The sequence below is a fragment of the Cellulomonas chitinilytica genome (assembly GCF_016862675.1).
GTDB lineage: Bacteria > Actinomycetota > Actinomycetes > Actinomycetales > Cellulomonadaceae > Cellulomonas > Cellulomonas chitinilytica.
Map to the genome: position 1 here is coordinate 70,664 of NZ_BONK01000015.1, position 21,980 is coordinate 92,643.

Below are 21,980 nucleotides of genomic sequence, written 5' to 3' on the forward strand. Positions count from 1 at the left end.
CCCATCGTGCCGCAGGCGTCAGGGGCGCCGGGCGCCTTCCGCGAGGAACTCGGAGACGAAGCGGCCCACCTGGTCCTCCTCGATGAGGAAGCCGTCGTGGCCGTAGTCCGAGTGGATGGTCCGGACCGGGCCGGCGCCGGGGATGCCGGCGGCGATCCGCTCGGACTGCGCGGGTGGGAACAGCCGGTCGGAGTCGACGGCGACGACGAGCGCGCGGGCCGTGATCTGCGCGAGGGCCGCGCTGACGCCGCCGCGGTCGCGGCCGAGGTCGTGCGTGATCATCGTGCGCGTCAGCGCCACGTACGTGTTCGCGTCGAACCGCCGGGTGAGCTTGTCGCCGTGGTGGTCGAGGTACGACTGCACCGCGAACCGGCCGCCCTCGAGCGGGTCCTCGCCGCCCTGCGGGATGCGGCCGAACCGCTCGTCGAGCTCGAACGCGCTGCGGTACGTCTGGTGCGCGATCTGCCGGGCGAGGCCGAGGCCGTTGTGCGGGCCGTCGCCGTCGGTCGCGTCGTAGTAGTCGCCGCCGCGGTAGCCGGGGTCGGCCGCGATCGCGGCGAGCTGGGTGTGGAAGCCGGCGATCTGGTCGCCGGACGTCTGCGCGGCCGTCGCGATCGCGGCGATGGCCTCGACGCGCTCCGGGGCGGACGCCGCCCACTCGAGGACGCGCAGGCCGCCCATCGACGCGCCGATGACGAGGGCCCACGAGTCGATGCCGAGCAGGTCCGCTAGGCGGATCTCGGCGGCGACCTGGTCGCGGACGGTGAGCAGCGGGAAGCGGCCGCCCCACGGGCGGCCGTCGGGGGCGGGCGACGACGGGCCGGTGGAGCCCTGACAGCCGCCGAGCACGTTCGGCGCGACGACGAACCACTCCTCGGTGTCGATCGGCGCACCCGGTCCGACCATGGACGACCACCAGCCGGCGGTCGGGTGGCCCGGTCCGGCGTCGCCGGTGACGTGCGAGTCGCCGGTGAGCGCGTGCAGGACGAGCACCGCGTTCGTGCCGTCCTCGTTGAGCGTCCCCCACGTCTCGTACGCGAGCCGCACCGCCGGCAGCCGGCCGCCCGACTCGAGCGCGAACGGACCGAGGTCCGCGAACTGGCGACGACCCACGGGGTCGCCCTGGCGCCACGCGGCGGACGCGGGCACCGGGGGCCGCTCGGGGAGCGGGACGCGGCTCGACAGCGTGCGGGCGTGGGCCCGGTGGGGGGCGAACGTGAACGTCTCGTCGGGCACGAGACCCCAATCTACGGGCCGGGCGCGGGGTGTCCCGGGCGGGGTGGTGGGTTCGCCCGGTGTGATCTCACCGGGCGGGACGGCCGCGCCGTCCTCGTCGGGCCGTCCCCGACCCTGCGACGGGTCGGGGTCCGGGCGCGACGAGGACGGCGGTGGCGTCATGCGGGTCAGGCGCCCTTCGCGGCGCGGAACCCGGCGTCGAGGTCCGCGAGGATGTCGTCGATGTGCTCGATGCCGACCGCGAGCCGCACGAGGCCCGGCGTGACGCCGGACAGGGCCTGCTCCTCGGGCGTGAGCTGGCTGTGCGTGGTCGAGGCCGGGTGGATGACGAGCGAGCGCACGTCGCCGATGTTCGCGACGTTGGAGTGCAGCTCGAGGGCCGACACGAACGCCTGACCGGCCTCGGTGCCGCCGTCGATCTCGAACGCGAGCACCGCGCCCGCACCGCGCGGCGCGTACTTGACCTGGGCGGCGTGCCACGGGCTCGACTCGAGGCCGGCGTAGTGCACCGACCTCACGTCGTCGCGCGCCTCCAGCCACTCGGCGACCTTCTGCGCGTTCTCGACGTGCCGCTCCACGCGCAGCGACAGCGTCTCGATGCCCTGCGCGATGAGGAAGGCGTTGAACGGCGAGATGGACGAGCCGAGGTCGCGCAGGAGCTGCACGCGGGCCTTGAGGATGAACGACAGGTTGACGCCGAACAGGCCGCCGACGCCGAGGTCCCGGGCGAACACGAGCCCGTTGTACGACGGGTCGGGGGTGTTGTAGTTCGGGAACCGCTCGGGGTACTGCGCGTAGTCGAACGTGCCGCCGTCGACGATCACGCCGCCGATCGCCGAGCCGTGGCCGCCGAGGTACTTGGTGGCGGAGTGCACGACGACGTCGGCGCCCCACTGCAGCGGGTTGATGAGGTACGGCGTCGCGACCGTGTTGTCGACGACGAGCGGCACGCCGTAGTCGTGCGCGACGCCCGCGACGAGCTCGATGTCGAGGATGTCGGACTTCGGGTTCGGGATGGTCTCCGCGAAGAACAGCTTGGTGTTCGGGCGGATCGCGTCCTTCCATGCCTGCGCGTCGTGCGGGTCCGTGACGAACGTCGTCTCGATGCCCAGCTTCGGCAGCGTGTAGTGCAGCAGGTTGTACGTGCCGCCGTAGAGCGACGGGCTCGCGACGATGTGGTCGCCCGCCTCCGCGATGTTGAGGATCGCGAACGTCTCGGCCGCCTGGCCGGACGCGACGACGAGCGCGCCGACGCCGCCCTCGAGGTTCGCGATGCGGTTCTCGACGACCTCCGTGGTCGGGTTGCCGATGCGCGTGTAGATCGGGCCGAGCTCCTTGAGCGCGAACCGGTCGGCGGCCTGCTTGGCGGAGTCGAAGACGTACGACGTCGTCTGGTAGATCGGCAGGGCTCGGGCGCCCGTCGCCGGGTCGGGGGTCTGACCGGCGTGGATCTGGCGGGTCTCGAAGCTCCAGCTCTCGTTGCTCACGGTGTGCTCCTCAGCGGTGGTTCTCGGGTGGAGGGATCCGCGGGGAGCTCGGGCAGCCGACGTCCGTCCCGCGGAGGGATAGGGAGTGGCGCACGGATCGAGCCGGGGCTCGGGCGGGAGGTCACCGTCGAGGCGACCGGCCGCGGGCACAGCCGAGCGTGCGCTGGTCAGCGACACATTCGACGGGACATGTCGATGAGAGTAGGCAGACCGTCCCTCCTGGTGAAACGCATGTCTCAAGATGTGGACGGCGCTCGTCCATGGCGGGTCGCGCGGCGCGCGGGCACGGACGGCCCCGCCGCGCGGACGGCCTCGTGCGGCGCGCCCGTGCGGACGCTCCTCGTGGGCCCGTCCGCCACGGGTGCGCGCAGGGCCGCACCGCGGCTGCGCGGTCCGCGTCTGCGCACGTCGGACGCGCAAACGGGTGATCTGTCGCCGATCCCGTCCGGTTCCTCCCAAACCACACCGGTGTGACTCGTGTGACGGGTGTGACTGGTGTTCACTTCTGGGAAACATGCGGATAGCGTCGCGAACGGAGCGGCCCCCACATGGCGCTCCCAGGGTCGGGGAGGGCCCACCGGATGACGCACCGCAGCGCTGCCGCACGCACGGCCGACGGGCTCCGTCGGCGCTCCGTGCTGCGCCACCTCGGCCGCCCCGCGGTCGCCGTCCTCACCGTCGCGGTGCTCGCCGGCGGAGCCGCCGCCGCCCCGTCGTACGCCAGCCCGTCGAGCCCCTCCGACAAGGACGTCCGCGACGCCCAGCGCGCCGTGACCCGCGCCGCGAGCTCCGTGGCCGAGATGGAGATCCGGCTCGCGCAGCTCAGCGCGCAGGCCGACGCCGCCGAGCTCGCCGTCCAGCAGGCCGGCGAGGCGTACACGCAGGCCCTCGCCGACGCCGACGCCGCCGCGGCCGCCGCCCAGCAGGCCGCCGAGCGGTCCACCCAGGCCGACGCCAACGCCGAGGCCGCCCGGCAGACGCTCGTCGCGATGGCCCGCGAGATGGCCCGGTCCGGCGGCTCGACCGAGGGACTGCAGGCCGTGCTGTCCGCCGACGGGTTCGAGGACGTCGCCCGCCGCAGCTCGGCCCTCGAGCACATCACCGGCAAGGCCGACGAGGCCGTCCAGGGCTACCGGGCCGCCCAGCTCGTCGCCGCCACGTTCTCCGAGCGCGCCGAGGCGGCGTCCGACACCGCCGCGGCCGCCCGCCAGACGGCCGAGGACGCCCTCACGACCGCCAAGCAGACCCAGCAGGCCAGCGACGAGGCCCTCGCCGCGGGTGCCGCCGAGCGCGACCAGCTCATCGCCCAGCTCGCCGCCGCCCGGCAGACGAGCGCCGAGGTCGAGGCCGCCCGCCAGGCGCAGATCGAGGCGGACAACCGCGCCCGCGCCGAGGCCGCCGCGAAGGCCGCCGCGCTCGCCGCGAAGCCGAAGCCCGCGACCCCGCCGGCGAGCGGCGGTTCGACGGGCGGCTCGACCGGTGGCTCGACCGGAGGTTCGACGGGCGGCAGCACGGGCGGCTCGACGGGCGGCAGCGCGGGCGGCTCGACGGGCGGCAGCGCCGGCGGCTCGACGGGCGGTGGCTCGACGGGCGGCGGCTCCACCGGCGGCGGCTCCACCTCGACGCCCGCCCCGACCACCCCGCCCGCCACGGCCCCCGGCCTCGGCACCGGCTCGTCGCGCGGCAGCGCCGGCCAGGGCCAGGCGGCGCTCGACTGGGCGCGCACGAAGCTCGGCATCATGTACGGCTGGGGCGCCACCGGCCCGGACGCCTACGACTGCTCCGGCCTGACGATGCAGGCGTGGCGCGCGGCGGGCGTCAACCTCAACCGCACGTCCCGCGACCAGTACAAGCAGGTCCTCAAGATCAGCTACAGCGACCTGCGCGTCGGCGACCTGCTCTTCTGGTCGACCAACCCGAACGACGCCGACGCGATCTACCACGTGGCCATGTGGGCCGGGAACGGGCAGATCCTCGAGGCCCCGAGCGAGGGCAAGCCGGTCCGCATCACGTCGATGCGCTGGGGCAGCGTCATGCCCTACGCCGGCCGCCCCTGACGACAGACCCTGACGAGCCCCCCTGGCGACAGCAGGGATGCAAGCACGAAGGCCGCCGCTCCCGGGCTGGGGGGCGGCGGCCTTCGTCGTCGGTCAGTGACCCGTGTGGTACCCCTGGTCGATGGCCCGCTGGCGCGAGCGCTCGATCTCGGCCTCCGCCTCGGCACGGCCCACCCAGTGGGCGCCCTCGACGGACTTGCCGGGCTCGAGGTCCTTGTAGACCTCGAAGAAGTGCTGGATCTCGAGGCGGTGGAAGTCGGACACGTCGTCGATGTCCTGCCGCCACGCCGCGCGCTGGTCGCCCGTCGGGACGCACAGCACCTTGTCGTCGCCGCCTGCCTCGTCGCGCATGCGGAACATGCCGAGCGCCCGCGCGCGGATGAGGCAGCCCGGGAACGTGGGCTCCTCGAGCAGGACGAGGGCGTCCAGCGGGTCGCCGTCCTCGCCGAGGGTGCCCTCGATGAAGCCGTAGTCGTCGGGGTAGCGCGTCGAGGTGAAGAGCATGCGGTCGAGCCGGATGCGGCCCGTCGCGTGGTCGACCTCGTACTTGTTGCGCTGACCCTTGGGGATCTCGATCGTGACGTCGAACTCCACAGCACTCCTTCGCACCACGTCCGAGCCCGGGGATGCGGGCCGGTGGACCGGCGACGTTGTGTCGTCGTGAACGGCGCGCCGGGCAGTCAGGGGCGCCCATTGTCTCGGACAGTAGTCTGACGCACCGGCGGGGGATCGTCCCCCCCTGCCTCCCGACGGAGATGGGTGACGATGAACACAGCGGCGCGCGCGAGCGGCATCGCGGCGCTCGTCGTGGTCCTCACCGCAGGGGCGTACGTCACGGCCGACGCGCACGACCTCGTGCCCGGCCCGCTCACGCTGGCGCCGACGGTCGCGCCCGCCGCACCGTTCCCCACGGCACCCGGCGCGGTCGCGCCGACGGACCCGACCGGTGCGCTCGCCGCCCTCGACCCGCAGGTGCCGCTGCCGGCGTCGTCGGTGGTGCAGGGCATGGTCGACGGCCTCGTCGCCGACCCGCGCCTCGGGCCGAGCGTCGGCGTGGTCGTCGCGGACCAGCTCACCGGCGAGGTCATCGCGTCGCACCTGCCCGACCAGGGCCGCACGCCCGCGTCGACCGCGAAGCTCGTGACCGCCGTCGCCGCGCTCAGCACCCTCGGCCCCGACGAGACGATGCCGACGCGCACGGTCCGCGGCGCGGCCGACGAGGTCGTGCTCGTCGGCGGTGGGGACATGATGCTCGCGCCCGGCGAGGGCGACCCCGACGCGACGGTCGGCCACGCGGGTCTCGCCGACCTCGCGGCCCAGACGGCGAAGGCCCTGCAGCTCGCGGGCACCACGTCGGTGCGCCTGTCGTTCGACGACTACCTGTTCACCGGTCCCGCGCTCAACCCGACGTGGGACCCGGCCGACATCGCGGCCGGCTTCGTCGCGCCCGTGACGGCGCTCGCGGTCGACACCGCGAAGATGAAGGCCGGTGAGTACCCGCCGCGCTGGCCGGACCCGTCGCTGGCCGCCGCGAAGACGTTCGCGCAGCGCCTCACCGAGGCCGGCATCACCGTCACCGGCACCCCGACGCGCGTCGACGCCCCCGACGGCGCCCCGCAGCTCGGCGAGGTGCGGTCGGCCCCGCTCGACCAGGTCGTGCACCACTTCCTCGACGAGTCCGACAACACCATCACCGAGGTGGTGTCCCGGCTCGTGGCGATCCACGAGGGGCTGCCGGCGAGCTTCGAGGGCGGCACGCAGGCGGCCCTGCACGCGGTCGGGGTGCTCGGCGTCGACACCGCGGGCGCGCACCTGTCGGACGCGTCGGGCCTCGGGTCGGGTTCGGTCCTGCCGCCCGACCTCCTCCTGGGCCTGCTCCGGCTGACGGCCGACCCGACGCACCCGGCGCTGCGCGACGTCGCGACCGGCATGCCGATCGCGGGCCTCACGGGCACGCTGGCGGACCGCTACACGACGTCCCCCGCCCGTGGCATGGTCCGGGCCAAGACGGGGAGCCTCCCGCACGTCACGGCGCTCGCCGGGACCGTGCTCGACGTGGACGGCCGCCAGCTCGTGTTCGTCGTGCTCGCCGACGCGACGCCCGACGGCGGCCAGGGTGCACCGCGCCAGACGATCGACGCGTTCGCGTCGGCGCTCGCGGCCTGCGGCTGCCGCTGACCCGGGCTGATCCGCGCGGGGACACGGGTCCTGACCCGTCAGGTGCCCGGGTTGCGCCGAGGGCGGACGCCCGACCACCCCGCCGTCCGCCCGGTTACCGTGGCCCGATGGAGCTCGAGGACGGACCTGTCGACTGGCCCGCGGCGGCCCGGATCGCCGGGAGGCTCGCGCAGCCCGGGCCGCGGGCGTCGCGCGACGAGCTGACGGCGCTCGTCGCCGAGCTGCACGCCTCGGCACGCCGCGCAGGCGGGCACGCCTCGCGCATCACGGGCCTGGCGGCGTCCGACGGCACCCCGCCCGACGAGGTGTCCCGGGTGCTCGTCGTCGACCGCCCCCGCTGGGCGCAGGCCAACACGCAGATGTTCGCCGTGATGACCGGCCCGCTCAACGCCCGCTCGGACGGCACGCCGGTCAAGGTGCCGCCGGGGGCGCGGTCGGCGGCGGCGGTGCAGGTCGGCGGCGTGCTCGCGCTGCTCGCGGGCAAGGTCCTCGGTCAGTTCGACCCGTTCACCCCGTCCGCCGACGGCCGTGGCCGGCTGCTTCTCGTCGCGCCGAACGTGCTCCACCTCGAGCGCACCCTGAGCCTGGACCCGTCGGACTTCCGGCTGTGGGTGTCGCTCCACGAGCAGACGCACGCGCTGCAGTTCGCCGCCGCCCCCTGGCTGGCCGGCTGGCTGCGCGGGCGGGCGGCCGACCTCATGGGGGACCTGTCGGACGCGATGCCCGGCGTCGACGGCTCGCGGGGGAGCGGCGGTCCGCAGCTCGCGGACCTCGTGCAGCTGCTGGGGCGAGCGGTGTTCGGCCCCGAGGGGTCCGTGAGCGTGCTCGACCTGCTCGGTCCCCGCCAGCGGGAGGTGTTCGAGGAGATCGGTGCGGTGATGGCGCTGCTCGAGGGGCACGCGGACGTCGCGATGGACGAGGTCGGTCCGGGCGTCGTGCCGAGCCTGGCGACGATCCGCCGCAAGTTCGAGGCGAAGCGGGACCAGGGCGCGCAGTCGACGGGCACCGAGCGGCTGCTGCGCAAGCTGCTCGGGATGGACGTCAAGCTCGCCCAGTACCGCGACGGCGCGAAGTTCGTCCGGGCCGTCCGCGCCGACGTGGGGCTGGACGGCTTCAACGCGGTGTTCGACGGCCCGCACAACCTGCCGACGGCGCGGGAGATCGCCGACCCGCGCGCGTGGACCCGCCGCGTGCACGGCTGACGTGCCCACGCCCGCCATGCCCGTGCTCGACACGCCCTGCGAGCAGCGGTGAGCGGCCCCGACCCGCGCGTGGCGGCGATCCGCTCGGCGGTGACGGACGCCGTCGCCGACCTGCCGGACGGTGCGCTCGTCCTCGTCGCCTGCTCGGGCGGCCCCGACTCGCTGGCGCTCGCGGCGGGCCTCGCGTTCGTCGCGGACCGGTCGCGACGTGCCGAGCGGCCGGTGGCCCTGCGGGCCGGTGCGGTGGTCGTCGACCACGGCCTGCAGCCCGGCTCGTCGGACGCCGCCGCGGCCGCGGCCGACGCGTGCCGCCGTCTGGGCCTGGACCCGGTGCTCGTCGTGGCCGTCGACGTCGCAGGTCCGGGCGGACCCGAGGCGGCCGCTCGTGCCGCGCGCCACGACGCGTTCGAGAAGGCCGCCTCCGACACCGGCGCGGCCGCGGTGCTGCTCGGCCACACGCTCGACGACCAGGCGGAGACGGTCCTGCTGGGCCTCGCCCGCGGCTCGGGCGCGCGGTCGCTGGCGGGGATGCCCGCCACGAGGGGCGTGCTCCGGCGCCCCTTGCTCGCGCTGCGCCGTGCGGACACCGTTGCGGCGTGCGAGGCCCTCGGGCTGGAGCCGTGGCACGACCCGACGAACGCCGCCGACCACCCGGCCGCGGGCGCACGGTCGCGGGTCCGGGACCGGGTGCTGCCGGTCCTGGAGGACGTCCTGGGGCCGGGCGTCGCCGCGGCGCTCGCCCGGACCGCCGCGCAGCTCCGGGAGGACGCGGCGGCGCTCGACGCGCTGGCCGGTGTGCTCCTGGCCGACGCGACGCAGGCGGTGACCGGGCGGCACGACGGGCTCGTCGGGCTGGACTGCGCCACGCTCGCCGCCGCCCCCGACGCGGTCCGGCGCCGGGCGCTGCGGGCGGCCGCGCTCACCGCGGGATGTCCCGGGGGAGCGCTGCACCGCACGCACGTGCTCGCCCTCGACGCGCTCGTCGTGGGGTGGCACGGGCAGGGCCCCGCGGCGCTGCCGGGCAGGCGGGAGGGGCGTCGCTCGTATGGCACGCTTGTGCTGGGTCCTGGCCGCGACGCGGCCGGGGGGGACGAGCAGTTCAGCCCGCAACGGGACGAGCAACAGGAGCGGTGACGGTGGACCCTGCGACGATGGGCGACGACCTCGAGCGGGTGCTCCTGACCGAGGAGCAGCTGCACACCCGGCTCGACGAGATCGCCGCGCAGATCGACGCCGACTACGCCGGCAAGGACCTGCTCCTCGTGGGTGTCCTCAAGGGTGCGGTCATGGTCATGGCGGACCTCGCCCGGCGGCTGACCCACTCCGTGCAGATGGACTGGATGGCGGTCTCGTCGTACGGCTCGGGCACGAAGTCGTCCGGCGTGGTGCGGATCCTCAAGGACCTCGACGCCGACCTCACGGGCCGGCACGTCCTTATCGTCGAGGACATCATCGACTCCGGCCTGACCCTGTCGTGGCTGCTGTCGAACCTGCGTTCGCGCGGGCCCGCCACCGTCGAGATCGCGACGATGCTGCGCAAGCCCGAGGCGTCCAAGGTCGACGTCGACGTCCGGTACGTCGGCTTCGACATCCCGAACGAGTTCGTCGTCGGGTACGGCCTCGACTACGCGGAGAAGTACCGCAACCTGCCGTTCGTCGGCACGCTCGCACCTCACGTCTACGGGTCGTGAGGCCCGTCACCGGGGCGCACGGCGGTCTCTGCCCTCGGTGAACATCGTCGGGAACGGCCAGGAACACCGTGTAACTTCGAGGCCAGAACCCCTGCGACCGGAGGATGAGGGGCCTGGCCCCGATCGCCCATGAACCTCAAGCGTCTTGTCCGTGGTCCCTTCCTGTGGATCGCCGTCGCCGTCGTCCTCCTGTGGATCGGTGCGAGTGCGCTGACCTCCCCGAAGGTCAGCCACATCGACACGTCCGACGGCCTGGCGCTCCTGGCGGGCGGCAAGGTCGAGCAGGCCAAGATCACCGAGGGCGAGCAGCGGGTCGACCTGACGCTGACGGACGACTTCGTCAAGGACAAGGACAACTACGGCAAGCTCGTCCAGTTCAACTACGTCGAGCCGCAGGGCCCGTCGGTCGTGGAGGCCGTCGCCGACGCCGACCCGCCGAAGGGCTTCGACTCCTCCGTGCCGCAGACGGCGTGGTGGTCGAGCCTGCTGAGCCTGGTGCTGCCGTTCATCATCATCCTGGGCATCTTCTGGTTCCTCATGTCGTCCATGCAGGGCGGCGGCTCGCGGGTCATGAGCTTCGGCAAGTCCCGCGCCAAGCTGGTCAGCAAGGAGTCCCCGCAGGTCACGTTCGCGGACGTCGCGGGTGTCGACGAGGCGGTCGAGGAGCTCCAGGAGATCAAGGAGTTCCTCTCCGAGCCGGCCAAGTTCCAGGCCGTCGGCGCCAAGATCCCCAAGGGCGTGCTGCTGTACGGGCCTCCCGGGACCGGCAAGACGCTCATCGCCCGCGCGGTCGCCGGCGAGGCGGGCGTGCCGTTCTACTCGATCTCCGGGTCGGACTTCGTCGAGATGTTCGTCGGCGTCGGCGCGAGCCGCGTCCGTGACCTGTTCGAGCAGGCCAAGCAGAACGCGCCGGCCATCATCTTCGTCGACGAGATCGACGCGGTCGGCCGTCACCGCGGCGCCGGCCTGGGCGGCGGGCACGACGAGCGCGAGCAGACGCTCAACCAGATGCTCGTCGAGATGGACGGCTTCGACGTCAAGACGAACGTCATCATGATCGCCGCGACCAACCGGCCGGACATCCTCGACCCCGCGCTGCTGCGTCCCGGCCGCTTCGACCGTCAGGTCGCCGTGGAGCCGCCGGACCTCAAGGGCCGCGAGAAGATCCTGCAGGTGCACGCGCAGGGCAAGCCGATGGCGCCGCACGTGGACCTCACCGGCGTCGCGCGCCGCACGCCCGGGTTCACCGGTGCGGACCTGGCGAACGTGCTGAACGAGGCCGCGCTGCTCACCGCGCGCATGAACGCGCAGATCATCGACGACAAGATGCTCGACGAGGCCATCGACCGCGTGGTCGCCGGCCCGCAGAAGCGCACGCGCGTCATGAACATCAAGGAGCAGAAGATCACCGCGTACCACGAGGGCGGCCACGCCCTGGTGGCGGCGGCACTGCGGTACACCGACCCGGTGACGAAGGTGACGATCCTGCCGCGCGGCCGAGCCCTCGGCTACACGATGGTCATGCCGACCGAGGACAAGTACTCGACGACCCGCAACGAGCTGCTCGACACGCTCGCCTACGCGATGGGCGGCCGCGTCGCCGAGGAGCTGGTGTTCCACGACCCGACCACGGGTGCGAGCAACGACATCGAGAAGGCCACCGCGACCGCCCGCAAGATGGTCACCCAGTTCGGCATGAGCAGCCGGCTCGGTGCGATCCGGTTCGGCCAGGCGGACGGCGAGGTGTTCCTCGGGCGCGACGTCGGCCACCAGCGCGACTACTCCGAGGACGTCGCGGGATCGATCGACCTCGAGGTGCGGGCGCTCATCGAGCACGCGCACGACGAGGCGTGGGAGATCCTCGTCGAGTACCGCGACGTGCTGGACCACCTGGTGCTCGAGCTCCTCGAGAAGGAGACGCTCAACGCGCAGCAGCTCGCCGAGATCTTCACGCCGGTCGTGAAGCGGGCGCCGCGCCAGGTGTGGCTGTCGAGCGACCAGCGCAACGTCTCGGAGCGGCCGCCGGTGCTGACGCCCGGCGAGAAGGCCGCGATGAACGGTCACGAGGTGATCCCCGAGGACGAGGCCGCCGTGGCGTTCGGGCACCCGTCCGAGCAGATCGTGCAGGTCCCGCCGTCGCAGACCCCCGACGCGAAGGCCTGAGCCGATGACGAGCACCGACGGCCACCGGACCGCGCTCGGACCCGTGGCGGCGCCGGACGGCGCGGTCGGCGAGTACGACCAGGACCGGGTGGAGAAGGCGATCCGTGAGCTCCTGCTCGCGGTCGGCGAGGACCCGGACCGTGAGGGCCTGCGGGAGACGCCGTCCCGGGTCGCCCGGGCGTACCGCGAGATCTTCGCCGGGCTGTACCAGGAGCCGGCGGACGTCCTGACCACGACGTTCGACATCGGCCACGAGGAGATGGTCCTGGTCAAGGACATCGAGGTGTACTCGACGTGCGAGCACCACCTCGTGCCCTTCCACGGGGTCGCGCACGTGGGGTACATCCCCGGTGCGGACGGCCGGATCACGGGCCTGAGCAAGCTGGCGCGCCTCGTCGACGTGTACGCGCGCCGGCCGCAGGTGCAGGAGCGGCTCACGTCGCAGATCGCGGACGCGCTCGTCGAGGGCCTCGCGCCCCGGGGTGTGCTGGTCGTCGTCGAGTGTGAGCACCTGTGCATGTCGATGCGCGGCGTCCGCAAGCCGGGTTCGCGGACCGTGACGTCGGCGGTCCGGGGCCAGATGCGCGACGTCGCGACTCGTGCCGAGGCCATGAGCCTCGTCCTGGGCCGCTGACGGGCGCACGCCGGACGGTGCACGCCCTAGGCTCGGCACCGTGATCCCCAGCGACCCCGTCGCCGCGCCGGCCGGACCGGCGGCCCTGCCGGAGTCGTTGCGTGCACCGGGCCGGACGCTCGTCATGGGCGTCGTCAACGTGACTCCCGACTCGTTCTCCGACGGAGGCCGCTGGTTCACGCCGGACGCGGCCGTCGCGCACGGCCTCGAGCTGCTCGCGCAGGGCGCGGACCTCCTCGACGTCGGTGGCGAGTCGACGCGTCCGGGTGCGCGCCGGGTCCCCGTCGAGGACGAGCTCGCCCGGGTGCTCCCGGTGGTGTCCCGGCTCACGGCGGCCGGGGCGGCGGTGAGCGTCGACACGACCAGGGCTCTCGTCGCGCACGCCGCGGTGGACGCGGGGGCGGTGCTGGTCAACGACGTCTCGGGCGGGCTCGCGGACGAGGCGATGCCCGGCGTGGTCGCCCGCACGGGTGCCGCGTACGTCGCGATGCACTGGCGCGGGCACGCGGACGTGATGGACGAGCTCGACGACTACGACGACGTCGTCGCCGACGTCCGCCGGGAGCTCGCCGAGCGTGTGGCCGTGCTCCGCGCGGCGGGGGTTCGCGACGACCAGGTGGTGCTCGACCCGGGCCTCGGGTTCGCGAAGCCGGGCGCGAGCAACTGGCCGCTGCTGGCCCGGCTCCCGGAGCTCGTCGCGGACGGCTTCCCGGTGCTCGTCGGCGCGAGCCGCAAGCGCTTCCTCGGCCACCTGCTGGCGCGTCCCGACGGGGAGCCGGCGCCGCCGCTCGCGCGGGACCGGGCGACGGCGGCCGTGAGCGCGCTGGCCGCCGCGGCGGGCGCGTGGTGCGTGCGGGTGCACGAGGTGGCAGGCTCGGCCGACGCCGTGCGGGTGGCCGCCGCGTGGCGGCACGCCGGCGCACCGGTCGTGCCCGCCGCCTCGCCGGGTGCACCGGACGACGAGGAGATGCCGGTCGACGAGGACGCGACGACAGGACGGAGCTGGACGTGACGTTGCACGACGAGGCGCGGGGGATCGCGTTCGACGCGAGCGGGCGTCGGCTGGACCAGATCCGGCTGAGCGGCATCTCCGCGACGGGCTACCACGGCGTGTTCGAGCACGAGCGTCGCGACGGCCAGACGTTCGTCGCCGACGTCGTCGTCCACCTGGACACGCGCCGCGCCGCCGCCGGTGACGACCTCGCGCACACGCTGCACTACGGCGAGCTCGCGGAGCAGGTGGCCGCGGTCCTCGCCGGGGATCCCGTGGACCTGATCGAGACGGTCGCCGAACGGATCGCCGCGACCGTGCTGGCGCACGGGATCGTGCAGGCCGTCGACGTCGCCGTGCACAAGCCGCAGGCGCCGATCCAGGTGCCGTTCGGGGACGTGGTCGTCGCGATCCACCGGGACCGCTCGAAGCTCCCCGCCGCCGAGCCGTACGTGGCCCGTTCGGCGTCCGGCGCCGCGTCGAGGCCGGTCCGCACGTCGACCGCGTCGTTCTCCGTCGCCGCCGGCGACAGCCCTGCCGCGGCCCCCGGGCCGGTGCTCCCGGGCCCGGGACCGCTGCCGCCGTCGGGCCCGACGACGGTCCTGCCAGCACCGTCGGGGGTGCTCGCGGGAGGCCTTCCGGACGGTCCTGTGGGCCGTGCCGACGAGGTGCCCGCCGGCGATGCCGCGACCGGTGCTGGGACCGGTGCCGAGGTCGCTGCGTGGTCGGCGCCGGCGCCGGTGCAGCTCGGCGAGGACGCCGACGACGTCGTCGAGGGCGAGCTCCTCACGGACGCGCTCGACGTGCCGCCGGACGTCCCGGTCGACGTCGTCCTGGCGATCGGCGCGAACATCGGCGCCGCGCAGGACACGCTCCGGCAGGCGGTCTCCGACCTCGCGGGGACGCGCGGGCTGGAGGTCGTCGACGTCTCGCCGCTGGCGCGGACCGCCCCGGTCGGCGGGCCCGAGCAGCCCGACTTCCTCAACGCCGTCGTGCTCGCACGCACGACGCTGTCGCCGCGCGACCTGCTGCGCGCCACGCAGGAGGTCGAGCACGCGCACGGCCGGGAGCGGCACGAGCACTGGGGGCCGCGCACGCTGGACATCGACATCGTCGTCTACGGCACGGTGCTCGCGACGTCCGACGACCTGGAGCTGCCGCACCCGCGCGCACGGGAACGGGCGTTCGTCCTGCAGCCGTGGGCGCAGGTGGACCCGCACGCGGTGCTGCCCGGGCTGGGTGGCGGCCCGGTGGCGGCGCTCGCCGCGACCGCGCCCGACCGGGACGGTGTCCGCTGGCTCGCCCTCGACTGGCTGACCGCGCCGGTACCCGCCGCGAACCCGGCACCGCCCGCCGGGTCCGAGCACGGCGAGCCGGGGTCCGTGCCTCCCGCGCCTGCGCCGTGATGCAGCGGACCCGCTGGCAGACGCTCCTGCTCCTCGCCGCCGGGGTGGCGGCCGGGACGTGGGCCGTGCTGGGGGCGCTCGTGCGACGAGGCACGACCCCGCCGACCGTCCCGGTGCTCGTGGTGGCCGTCGAGGTCGTCATCGCGGCGGTGGTGTTCGTGCTCGGATGGGCGGTGCGGCAGTTCCTGCGCGGCAAGCGCCCGTCGCTCGACCCGCTGCGCGCGGCCCGGACGGCGATGCTCGCGAAGGCGGCGTGCTACACGGGTGCGCTGCTGCTCGGCTGGTACGCGGGGCAGGTTCTCGCCGTGCTGGGCCGGCTCGAGATCCCCGCGAACGGCCAGCGCGCCCTCGCCGCGGGCATCGCGGGCGCGGGTGCCCTGCTGCTCGCCGTCGTCGGCCTGATCGTCGAGGGCTTCTGCCGGATCCCGCCCCCCGAGGGCGACGCGAAGGTGCCCCAGCAGGACGTGAGCCCGGACCCGAGCGCCGGCTGACCCGGCCCCCGAGGACACCCGGGACGACGGGTCCCTGCGCTGCTCACGAGGGGGAGGCGAGCCCTGCCGTGGACGGGCTGTGCCGGTGCGAGGATGTGGGGCATGACCTCCGACGCCACCGTGCCCACGGCCGACGGCACCCGTGACCCGTTCGCGCCGCTCGACGTCACGTGGACACCGGTGTCGACGCGGCTCGCACGGGCGCGCCTCACCGTGCTGGCCCTGTGGTTCGGGCCGCTGGTGCTCGCGGGCGTCGTGGTCGCCGTCGCGACCGGCGAGCCGTGGGTGTGGGTGTGGCCGGGCGTGACGGCGGCGCTCGCGGCGTGGCAGTCGTGGCTGATCCCGCGGCAGGTGCGGGCGATGGCGTACGCGGAACGGGCCGAGGACCTGCTGATTCGCCGGGGCATCCTGTTCCGGACCCTCGTCGTGGTGCCGTACGGGCGGATGCAGTACGTCGACGTCACCGCGGGGCCGCTCGCGCGCCGGTTCCGCATCGCGTCGGTGCAGCTGCACACCGCGTCGCCCGGCACGGGGGCGTCCATCGAGGGGTTGCCGCCCCAGGAGGCGGCTCGGCTCCGTGACCGGCTCGCGTCCCGCGGCGAGTCGCGGCTGGCGGGCCTGTGAGCCGCAGCGCCCCCCAGGGCGAGCAGGACGTGGTGGACGAGAGCGTGCCGCCGGGCGCCTGGCGCCGCATGCACCCCGTCACGCCCGCGCTCAAGGGCTGGAAGATCTTCGTCGGTGTGCTGCTGGTCGCCGGGTACCAGCTGACGGACAACCTCCAGCAGGCGTCGAGCCTGCTCGAGGGCCGCGGCTGGCTCATCGCGATCGGCGTCCTCGCGCTCGTCGCCGTCGTCGGGTTCGGGTACTCCGCCGTGGCGTGGCGGATGACGAGGTTCGCCGTCACCGACGACGCCGTGCACCTGCAGACGGGGATCCTGTTCCGCCAGCAGCGGCAGGCCCGCCTCGACCGGCTGCAGGCGGTCGACGTGGTGCAGCCGCTCCTCGCCCGGCTCGTCGGGCTGTCCGAGCTCAAGCTCGAGGTCGCGGGCGGCAGCGGGTCGGCCGTGTCGCTCGCGTTCCTGCGGGAGGGCGAGGCCGACGTCCTGCGCGCCGAGCTGCTGGCCCTCGCGGCGGGACTGCGCCGGCCCGCGGCCACACCGGCTCCGGGGGTCGACGCCGTGGCTGCGGTCGGCGCCGAGCCGGGCGTGCCCGCCGTCACCACGGCCGCGGCACCCGTCGCGTTCGCGGCGGCCCCCGAGCACCAGGTGTACGAGGTGCCGATGCCCCGCCTGGTGCTCAGCACCATCCAGTCGTCCGCGACCGTCGGCCTCGTGATCGCGATCGGCGCGGCGGTGGTCACGGCCGTGATGTCGCGGGAGGTCGGCGCCGCGTTCTTCGTCGTCCCGATGCTGTTCGGCATCGGCGGCTTCCTGTGGTCCCGCATCAACCAGGGCGCGAGCTTCCGGGCGGCCACGTCGCCCGACGGCATCCGGCTGCGGCACGGGTTCACCGAGGCGCGCGCGCAGACGGTGCCGCCCGGCCGGGTGCAGGCGATCCGGATCAGCCAGGGGCTGTGGTGGCGCTGGTCGGGCTGGTGGCGGGTCGAGATCAACGTCGCCGGGTACGCCATCGGCAAGGAGCAGCAGCAGGACACCGTCCTGCACCCGGTGGCGACGCAGGACGAGGTCATGACGGCCGTCTGGCTCGTCCTGCCCGACCTCGGCGTCGCGGACGTCCGGCCCGTCTACGACGCGGCCCTGCGGGGGACGGGGGACGACGGCGGGTTCACGGCCGCACCTCGGGCCGCGCGCTGGGTGGACCCGATCGGCTGGCGCCGGCACGGCGTGCTCGTCACGCAGCGGGCGCTCATCACCCGGTCGGGCCGACTGCGCCGGCAGGTGGACATCGTGCCGCACGAGCGGACGCAGTCCCTGGGCCTCGAGCAGGGGCCGCTGCAGCGGCGGCTGGGTCTCGCGTCGTTCGTCGTGCACTCGACGCCCGGGCCCGTGCAGCCCGCCGTCGCGCACCTGGCCGCCCCGGTGGCGGCGGCCTTGCTCGACGAGCAGGCGGAGCGGGCCCGCACCGCGCGCGCCGGTGACCGGTCCGAGCTGTGGATGCGGTCGCACCTCGAGCCGGCGCCCGCCGCGGCGCCGACCGAGCCCGCAGCGCCGACCGAGCCTGCGACACCCACCACCGCGGCACCGCCCCAGGACCCGGTCGCATGAGCGTCGAGCTTCCCCCCGGCGCCGGGCCGTCCTCGCGCCCGGGACGCCTCGGCGTGGGCGTGGTGGGCGCGGGCCGGGTCGGTGCGGTCCTCGGCAGCGCGCTGCGCGGCGCGGGGCACCCGGTGGTCGCGGTGAGCGCGGTCTCGGAGGCGTCCCGGGAACGCGCGGAGGCGCTCCTGCCGGGGGTGCCCGTGCTCGACGTCGCCGAGGTGGTCCGCCGGGCGGAGCTCGTGCTGCTCGCGGTGCCGGACGACGCCCTGCCGGGGCTGGTCGCCGGGCTCGCGGAGGTCGGCGCGTGGCAGGCCGGGCAGATCGCCGTGCACACGTCGGGGCGGTTCGGCGCGGACGTGCTGGCGCCGGCGAGGGCGGTGGGGGTCATCCCGCTGGCGGTGCACCCGGCGATGACGTTCACGGGCACGTCGCTCGACCTGGCCCGGCTCGCGGGCTGCTCGTTCGCGGTGACGGCGCCGGCGCCGGTGCTGCCGATCGGGCAGGCGCTCGTCGTCGAGATCGGCGGGGAGCCCGTCGTGCTCGCGGAGGGTGCCCGCGGCCTGTACCACGCGGCCCTCGCGCACGGCGCGAACCACCTGGTGGTGCTCGTCGCGCAGGCCGCGGAGGCGCTCGCGGCGGCGGGGGTCGACGACCCGGGCCGGATGCTCGGCCCGCTGCTGGAGGCCGCGCTGGACGGTGCGCTGCGCGCCGAGCAGCCGGGTGACGTGGGGCAGCGCGGACCGGGCGCGATCACGGCGCTCACCGGGCCGGTGCGGCGCGGTGACGCGGGCACGGTCCGTGAGCACGCCGAGGCGTTGACCACGTTCGCCGCCTCGAGCGGCGCGGTCGACGTGCCGGCGGGGTACCGTGCCCTGGCGCGCTCGGCGACGCAGCGCGCGCTCGCGGCGGGGCTGATCGCCCCGGCGCAGGCCACCGAGCTGCTGGACGCGGTCGCGGGCATGACCCGGGCCGCCGGATCGTTGCAGCCGGAGGACGACCAGCCACCGGGGGCGGACGACGGACCGACCCCGCCGCAGGAGGACGCATGACCGGAACGCCGACGCTCGTGCGCACGCGCGCCGAGCTCGACACCGCGCTGAGGGCGGGAGACGGGTCGCGCCGCGCCGTCGTGATGACGATGGGCGCGCTGCACGCGGGCCACCTGTCGCTCGTGGAGCAGGCACGGGCGCTCGCGGACACCGTGGTGGTGACGATCTTCGTCAACCCGCTGCAGTTCGCGCCGACGGAGGACCTGTCGCGCTACCCGCGGGACCTCGAGGGTGACGTGCGGCTGCTGACGGCCCCGGGGCTGCTGCGGGCGGGCGACGTGGTGTTCGCGCCGACGCCGGACGTCGTGTACCCGGACGGCGACCCGGTCGTGCGGGTGTCCGCGGGGTCGGTCGGGGACGTGCTGGAGGGGGCGGCCCGGCCGGGGCACCTCGACGGCGTCCTCACGGTGGTCCTCAAGCTGATGCACCTGACCCGCCCCGACGTGGCGCTGTACGGCGAGAAGGACGCGCAGCAGCTCGCCGCGATCCGCCGCATGGTGCACGACCTGGACGTGCCCGTCGAGGTGGTCGGCGCGCCGCTCGTGCGGGACGCCGACGGGCTGGCCCTGTCGAGCCGCAACGCGTACCTCACCGCCGAGGAGCGCGACCGCGCCCTCGGGCTGTCCCGCGCGCTGCGGGCCGGCGTCGAGCGGGCCGCGTCCGGCGCGACCGCGTCCGAGGTCCGCGCGGCGGCCGGTGCCGAGCTCGCCGCCTCGGGGGTCGACGACGTGGACTACGTCGCGCTCGTCGACCCGTCGACGTTCGCCGAGGTGCCGGACGACGTGCACGGCGACGCGCTCCTGCTGCTGGCCGCCCGGGTCGGCACCACCCGGCTCATCGACAACACCGCACTCACGCTCGCACCGTCGACCGGTGTGGGCGCCCGCACGGCCCCGGAAGGAGCCCGCGCATGACGACGCTGCAGCGGACCATGATGACCGGCAAGATCCACCGCGCCACCGTGACGCAGGCCGACCTGCACTACGTCGGGTCCATCACCGTCGACGCGGACCTGCTCGCGGCGGCGGACCTGCTGCCCGGCCAGCAGGTCGACGTCGTCGACGTGACGAACGGTTCCCGGCTGACCACGTACGCGATCGCGGGCGAGGCCGGCTCCGGCCAGGTCTGCATCAACGGTGCCGCCGCGCACCTGGTGCACCCGGGCGACACGGTCATCCTCATCGCGTACGGCCTGATGTCGGACGCGGAGGCCCGGACGTACTCCCCGCACGTGGTGCTCGTCGACGCGGAGAACCGGATCGTCGACCTCAGCGAGGACCCCGGGCAGGTGCCCGACGAGTGGACGGCGCAGTCCGGCCTGAGGCCGAGCGGCGTCCCGTTCACCGAGGGGCGCGACCTCGTCGAGCACCCCCACGACCTGCACCTGCAGCAGCGGTGACGGCCGCCGCCGGCGCGCCGACCGCGCTGCACCGCCCCGCGCCGCAGCAGCACGTCCCGGACGCCGGGACCCGGCCGGGCACCCGCCTGGCCACCCGGCTCGCCGCGCCGGAGCCGGGCTGGACGGTCGAGGTGGACGCGATCGTCGTGGGTTCGGGCATCGCCGGCCTGACCGCGGCCCTCGAGCTGCGCACCCGGGTGCCGCGGGTCCTGCTCGTCACGAAGGACACCCTCGTGTCGGGCTCGACGGTGTGGGCGCAGGGTGGCATCGCCGCGGCGCTCGACCCGACGGACTCGCCCGCTGCTCACCTGCAGGACACGCTCGTCGCGGGCGTCGGCCTGTGCGACCCGCGCGCGGTCGAGGTGCTGGTGACGGAGGGCCCGTCGCGCGTGCGGGAGCTCGTGGCGCGTGGTGCCCGGTTCGACCGGTCGCCCGACGGCGAGATCTCCCTGACCCGTGAGGGCGGCCACCACGCGGACCGGATCGCGCACGCGGGCGGCGACGCGACGGGTGCGGAGATCTCCCGGGCGCTCGTCGCGCAGATCGAGGCGGTGCGGGACGACCCCGGCATCGAGGTCGTCGAGCACGCGCTCGTGCTGGACGTGCTCACGGGCCCTCCCGGGCCGGACGGCCGGCCGGGTGCCGCGTGCGGCGTCACGCTGCACGTGATCGGCGAGGGGCAGCGCGACGGTGTCGGCGCGGCCCTCGGCAAGGCCGTGGTGCTCGCGACGGGTGGCATCGGCCAGGTGTTCCGCTCGTCCACCAACCCGGCGCAGGCGACGGGCGACGGCATCGCCGCGGCCCTGCGGGCGGGAGCGGTGCTCGGCGACGTGGAGTTCGTGCAGTTCCACCCGACGGTCCTGTGGGCGGGGTCGGGGGCGCGCGGGCAGCTCACGCTCGTGTCGGAGGCGGTGCGCGGCGAGGGCGCGATCCTGCTCGACACGGACGGCGTGCGCTTCATGCCGGCGGTGCACCCGATGGCGGAGCTGGCCCCGCGGGACGTCGTCGCGCACGCGATCGTCGCGCAGATGGCGGCCACCGGTGCCGAGCACGTGTGGCTCGACGCGCGGCACCTCGGCGCGGACTTCCTGCGCAAGCGGTTCCCGACGATCCACGAACGGCTGCTGGACCACGGCATCGACCTCACGACCGATCTCGTGCCCGTCGCCCCGGCGCAGCACTACCACTCGGGCGGGGTCGTCACCGACCTCGTCGGGCGGTCCTCGGTGCGCGGGCTGTACGCGGTGGGGGAGGTCGCGTGCACCGGGGTGCACGGGGCGAACCGGCTCGCGTCGAACTCGCTGCTGGAGGGTCTGGTCTTCGCGACCCGGGCGGCCCGGCACATCGCGTCGCAGGTGCAGGGCGGCGTGCTGCGGCAGTCGTCGCCGGTGCAGCGCCCCGGGGACGAGGCGCTCGTCGCGGCGGCGTCCCGGGCACGGGTGCAGCGCGCCGCGTCCGAGGGGCCCGGTGTGCTGCGGTCCGGCGCGGGCCTGCGCCGGGCGGTCACGGCCCTGGCGGCGGTCCCGACGGACGCCCACGAGCGGCTCGACGACGGGCGGCTGCTCGCGCACCCGCAGGTCGCCGAGTGGGAGACGACGAACGTGCACGCGGTCGCGACCGTGCTGACCGCGACGGCGCTCGAACGCGAGGAGAGCCGGGGCGGGCACGCCCGGTCCGACTTCCCGGCGACGGACCCCGACTGGCAGGTCCGGATCGAGGTCGCGCTCGACCCGGACGGCACGGTGACGACCCGGCGGTCGGAGTCGACGCTGCGGTAGGT

19 protein-coding genes are annotated in these 21,980 nt (G+C 75.0%); 16 read left to right on the forward strand and 3 right to left on the reverse strand.

The annotated features are described in order from the left end of the window. Positions 1-18: 18 nt before the first annotated feature. Both metX and Cch01nite_RS18950 read right to left on the reverse strand, forming a co-directional pair. A complete protein-coding gene (gene metX, locus Cch01nite_RS18945) occupies positions 19-1,398 on the reverse strand; it encodes a homoserine O-acetyltransferase MetX (protein WP_239071058.1) in 1,380 nt (459 codons plus the stop codon). A 5-nt stretch (positions 1,399-1,403) separates the two neighbouring features. Next, positions 1,404-2,723 (reverse strand): bifunctional o-acetylhomoserine/o-acetylserine sulfhydrylase, encoded by a 1,320-nt coding sequence (locus Cch01nite_RS18950; protein ID WP_203758054.1) that lies wholly within the window; start codon positions 2,721-2,723, stop codon positions 1,404-1,406. 581 nt (positions 2,724-3,304) lie between these two features. Here Cch01nite_RS18950 and Cch01nite_RS18955 point away from each other — a divergent pair. Continuing rightward, a complete protein-coding gene (locus Cch01nite_RS18955; protein ID WP_203758055.1) occupies positions 3,305-4,780 on the forward strand; it encodes a C40 family peptidase in 1,476 nt (491 codons plus the stop codon). A 93-nt stretch (positions 4,781-4,873) separates the two neighbouring features. Here the strand turns inward: Cch01nite_RS18955 and Cch01nite_RS18960 are convergent, their stop codons facing one another. Further along, on the reverse strand, positions 4,874-5,374 hold the full coding sequence (locus Cch01nite_RS18960; protein ID WP_203758056.1) for an inorganic diphosphatase: 501 nt from the start codon (positions 5,372-5,374) through the stop codon (positions 4,874-4,876). A gap of 171 nt (positions 5,375-5,545) precedes the next feature. On the opposite strand from Cch01nite_RS18960, the gene dacB reads away from it, so the two are divergent. The 15 genes from dacB (at position 5,546) to Cch01nite_RS19035 (ending at position 21,978) form a co-directional block, all read left to right on the forward strand. Further along, a complete protein-coding gene (dacB, locus tag Cch01nite_RS18965; RefSeq protein WP_203758099.1) occupies positions 5,546-6,958 on the forward strand; it encodes a D-alanyl-D-alanine carboxypeptidase/D-alanyl-D-alanine endopeptidase in 1,413 nt (470 codons plus the stop codon). Between the two features lie 107 nt (positions 6,959-7,065). Next, complete coding sequence (locus Cch01nite_RS18970) at positions 7,066-8,160, forward strand: Rv3626c family coenzyme F420 biosynthesis-associated protein (RefSeq protein WP_203758057.1); 1,095 nt, start codon at positions 7,066-7,068, stop codon at positions 8,158-8,160. 48 nt (positions 8,161-8,208) lie between these two features. Next, positions 8,209-9,294 (forward strand): tRNA lysidine(34) synthetase TilS, encoded by a 1,086-nt coding sequence (gene tilS, locus Cch01nite_RS18975; RefSeq protein WP_203758058.1) that lies wholly within the window; start codon positions 8,209-8,211, stop codon positions 9,292-9,294. Positions 9,295-9,311: 17 nt separating this feature from the next. Beyond that, on the forward strand, positions 9,312-9,851 hold the full coding sequence (gene hpt, locus Cch01nite_RS18980; RefSeq protein ID WP_203758059.1) for a hypoxanthine phosphoribosyltransferase: 540 nt from the start codon (positions 9,312-9,314) through the stop codon (positions 9,849-9,851). 129 nt (positions 9,852-9,980) lie between these two features. After that, entirely contained in the window at positions 9,981-12,014 is a 2,034-nt protein-coding gene (ftsH, locus tag Cch01nite_RS18985) for an ATP-dependent zinc metalloprotease FtsH (protein WP_203758060.1), read from the forward strand. Between the two features lie 4 nt (positions 12,015-12,018). Continuing rightward, on the forward strand, positions 12,019-12,648 hold the full coding sequence (gene folE, locus Cch01nite_RS18990; protein ID WP_203758061.1) for a GTP cyclohydrolase I FolE: 630 nt from the start codon (positions 12,019-12,021) through the stop codon (positions 12,646-12,648). 124 nt (positions 12,649-12,772) lie between these two features. Beyond that, complete coding sequence (gene folP, locus Cch01nite_RS18995) at positions 12,773-13,660, forward strand: dihydropteroate synthase (protein ID WP_203758100.1); 888 nt, start codon at positions 12,773-12,775, stop codon at positions 13,658-13,660. Continuing rightward, complete coding sequence (gene folK, locus Cch01nite_RS19000) at positions 13,657-15,045, forward strand: 2-amino-4-hydroxy-6-hydroxymethyldihydropteridine diphosphokinase (protein ID WP_203758062.1); 1,389 nt, start codon at positions 13,657-13,659, stop codon at positions 15,043-15,045. Before folP ends, folK begins: the two co-directional genes overlap by 4 nt. Then, complete coding sequence (locus tag Cch01nite_RS19005) at positions 15,045-15,536, forward strand: DUF3180 domain-containing protein (RefSeq protein WP_203758063.1); 492 nt, start codon at positions 15,045-15,047, stop codon at positions 15,534-15,536. Before folK ends, Cch01nite_RS19005 begins: the two co-directional genes overlap by 1 nt. 102 nt (positions 15,537-15,638) lie before the next feature. Beyond that, positions 15,639-16,160, forward strand: coding sequence for a PH domain-containing protein (locus Cch01nite_RS19010; protein ID WP_203758064.1), 522 nt, complete (start codon positions 15,639-15,641; stop codon positions 16,158-16,160). Further along, entirely contained in the window at positions 16,157-17,761 is a 1,605-nt protein-coding gene (locus Cch01nite_RS19015) for a PH domain-containing protein (RefSeq protein ID WP_239071065.1), read from the forward strand. The genes Cch01nite_RS19010 and Cch01nite_RS19015 overlap by 4 nt, the downstream gene beginning before the upstream one ends. Continuing rightward, positions 17,758-18,801, forward strand: a complete 1,044-nt coding sequence (locus tag Cch01nite_RS19020) for a Rossmann-like and DUF2520 domain-containing protein (protein ID WP_203758065.1) — start codon at positions 17,758-17,760, stop codon at positions 18,799-18,801. Before Cch01nite_RS19015 ends, Cch01nite_RS19020 begins: the two co-directional genes overlap by 4 nt. After that, a complete protein-coding gene (panC, locus tag Cch01nite_RS19025) occupies positions 18,798-19,715 on the forward strand; it encodes a pantoate--beta-alanine ligase (RefSeq protein WP_203758066.1) in 918 nt (305 codons plus the stop codon). The genes Cch01nite_RS19020 and panC overlap by 4 nt, the downstream gene beginning before the upstream one ends. Next, positions 19,712-20,200 carry an aspartate 1-decarboxylase gene (gene panD, locus Cch01nite_RS19030; protein WP_203758067.1) on the forward strand — a complete coding sequence of 163 codons (489 nt, stop codon included), beginning with the start codon at positions 19,712-19,714 and terminating at the stop codon, positions 20,198-20,200. The genes panC and panD overlap by 4 nt, the downstream gene beginning before the upstream one ends. 26 nt (positions 20,201-20,226) lie before the next feature. Then, positions 20,227-21,978, forward strand: a complete 1,752-nt coding sequence (locus Cch01nite_RS19035; protein WP_203758102.1) for an L-aspartate oxidase — start codon at positions 20,227-20,229, stop codon at positions 21,976-21,978. The last annotated feature ends 2 nt before the right edge of the window (positions 21,979-21,980 follow it).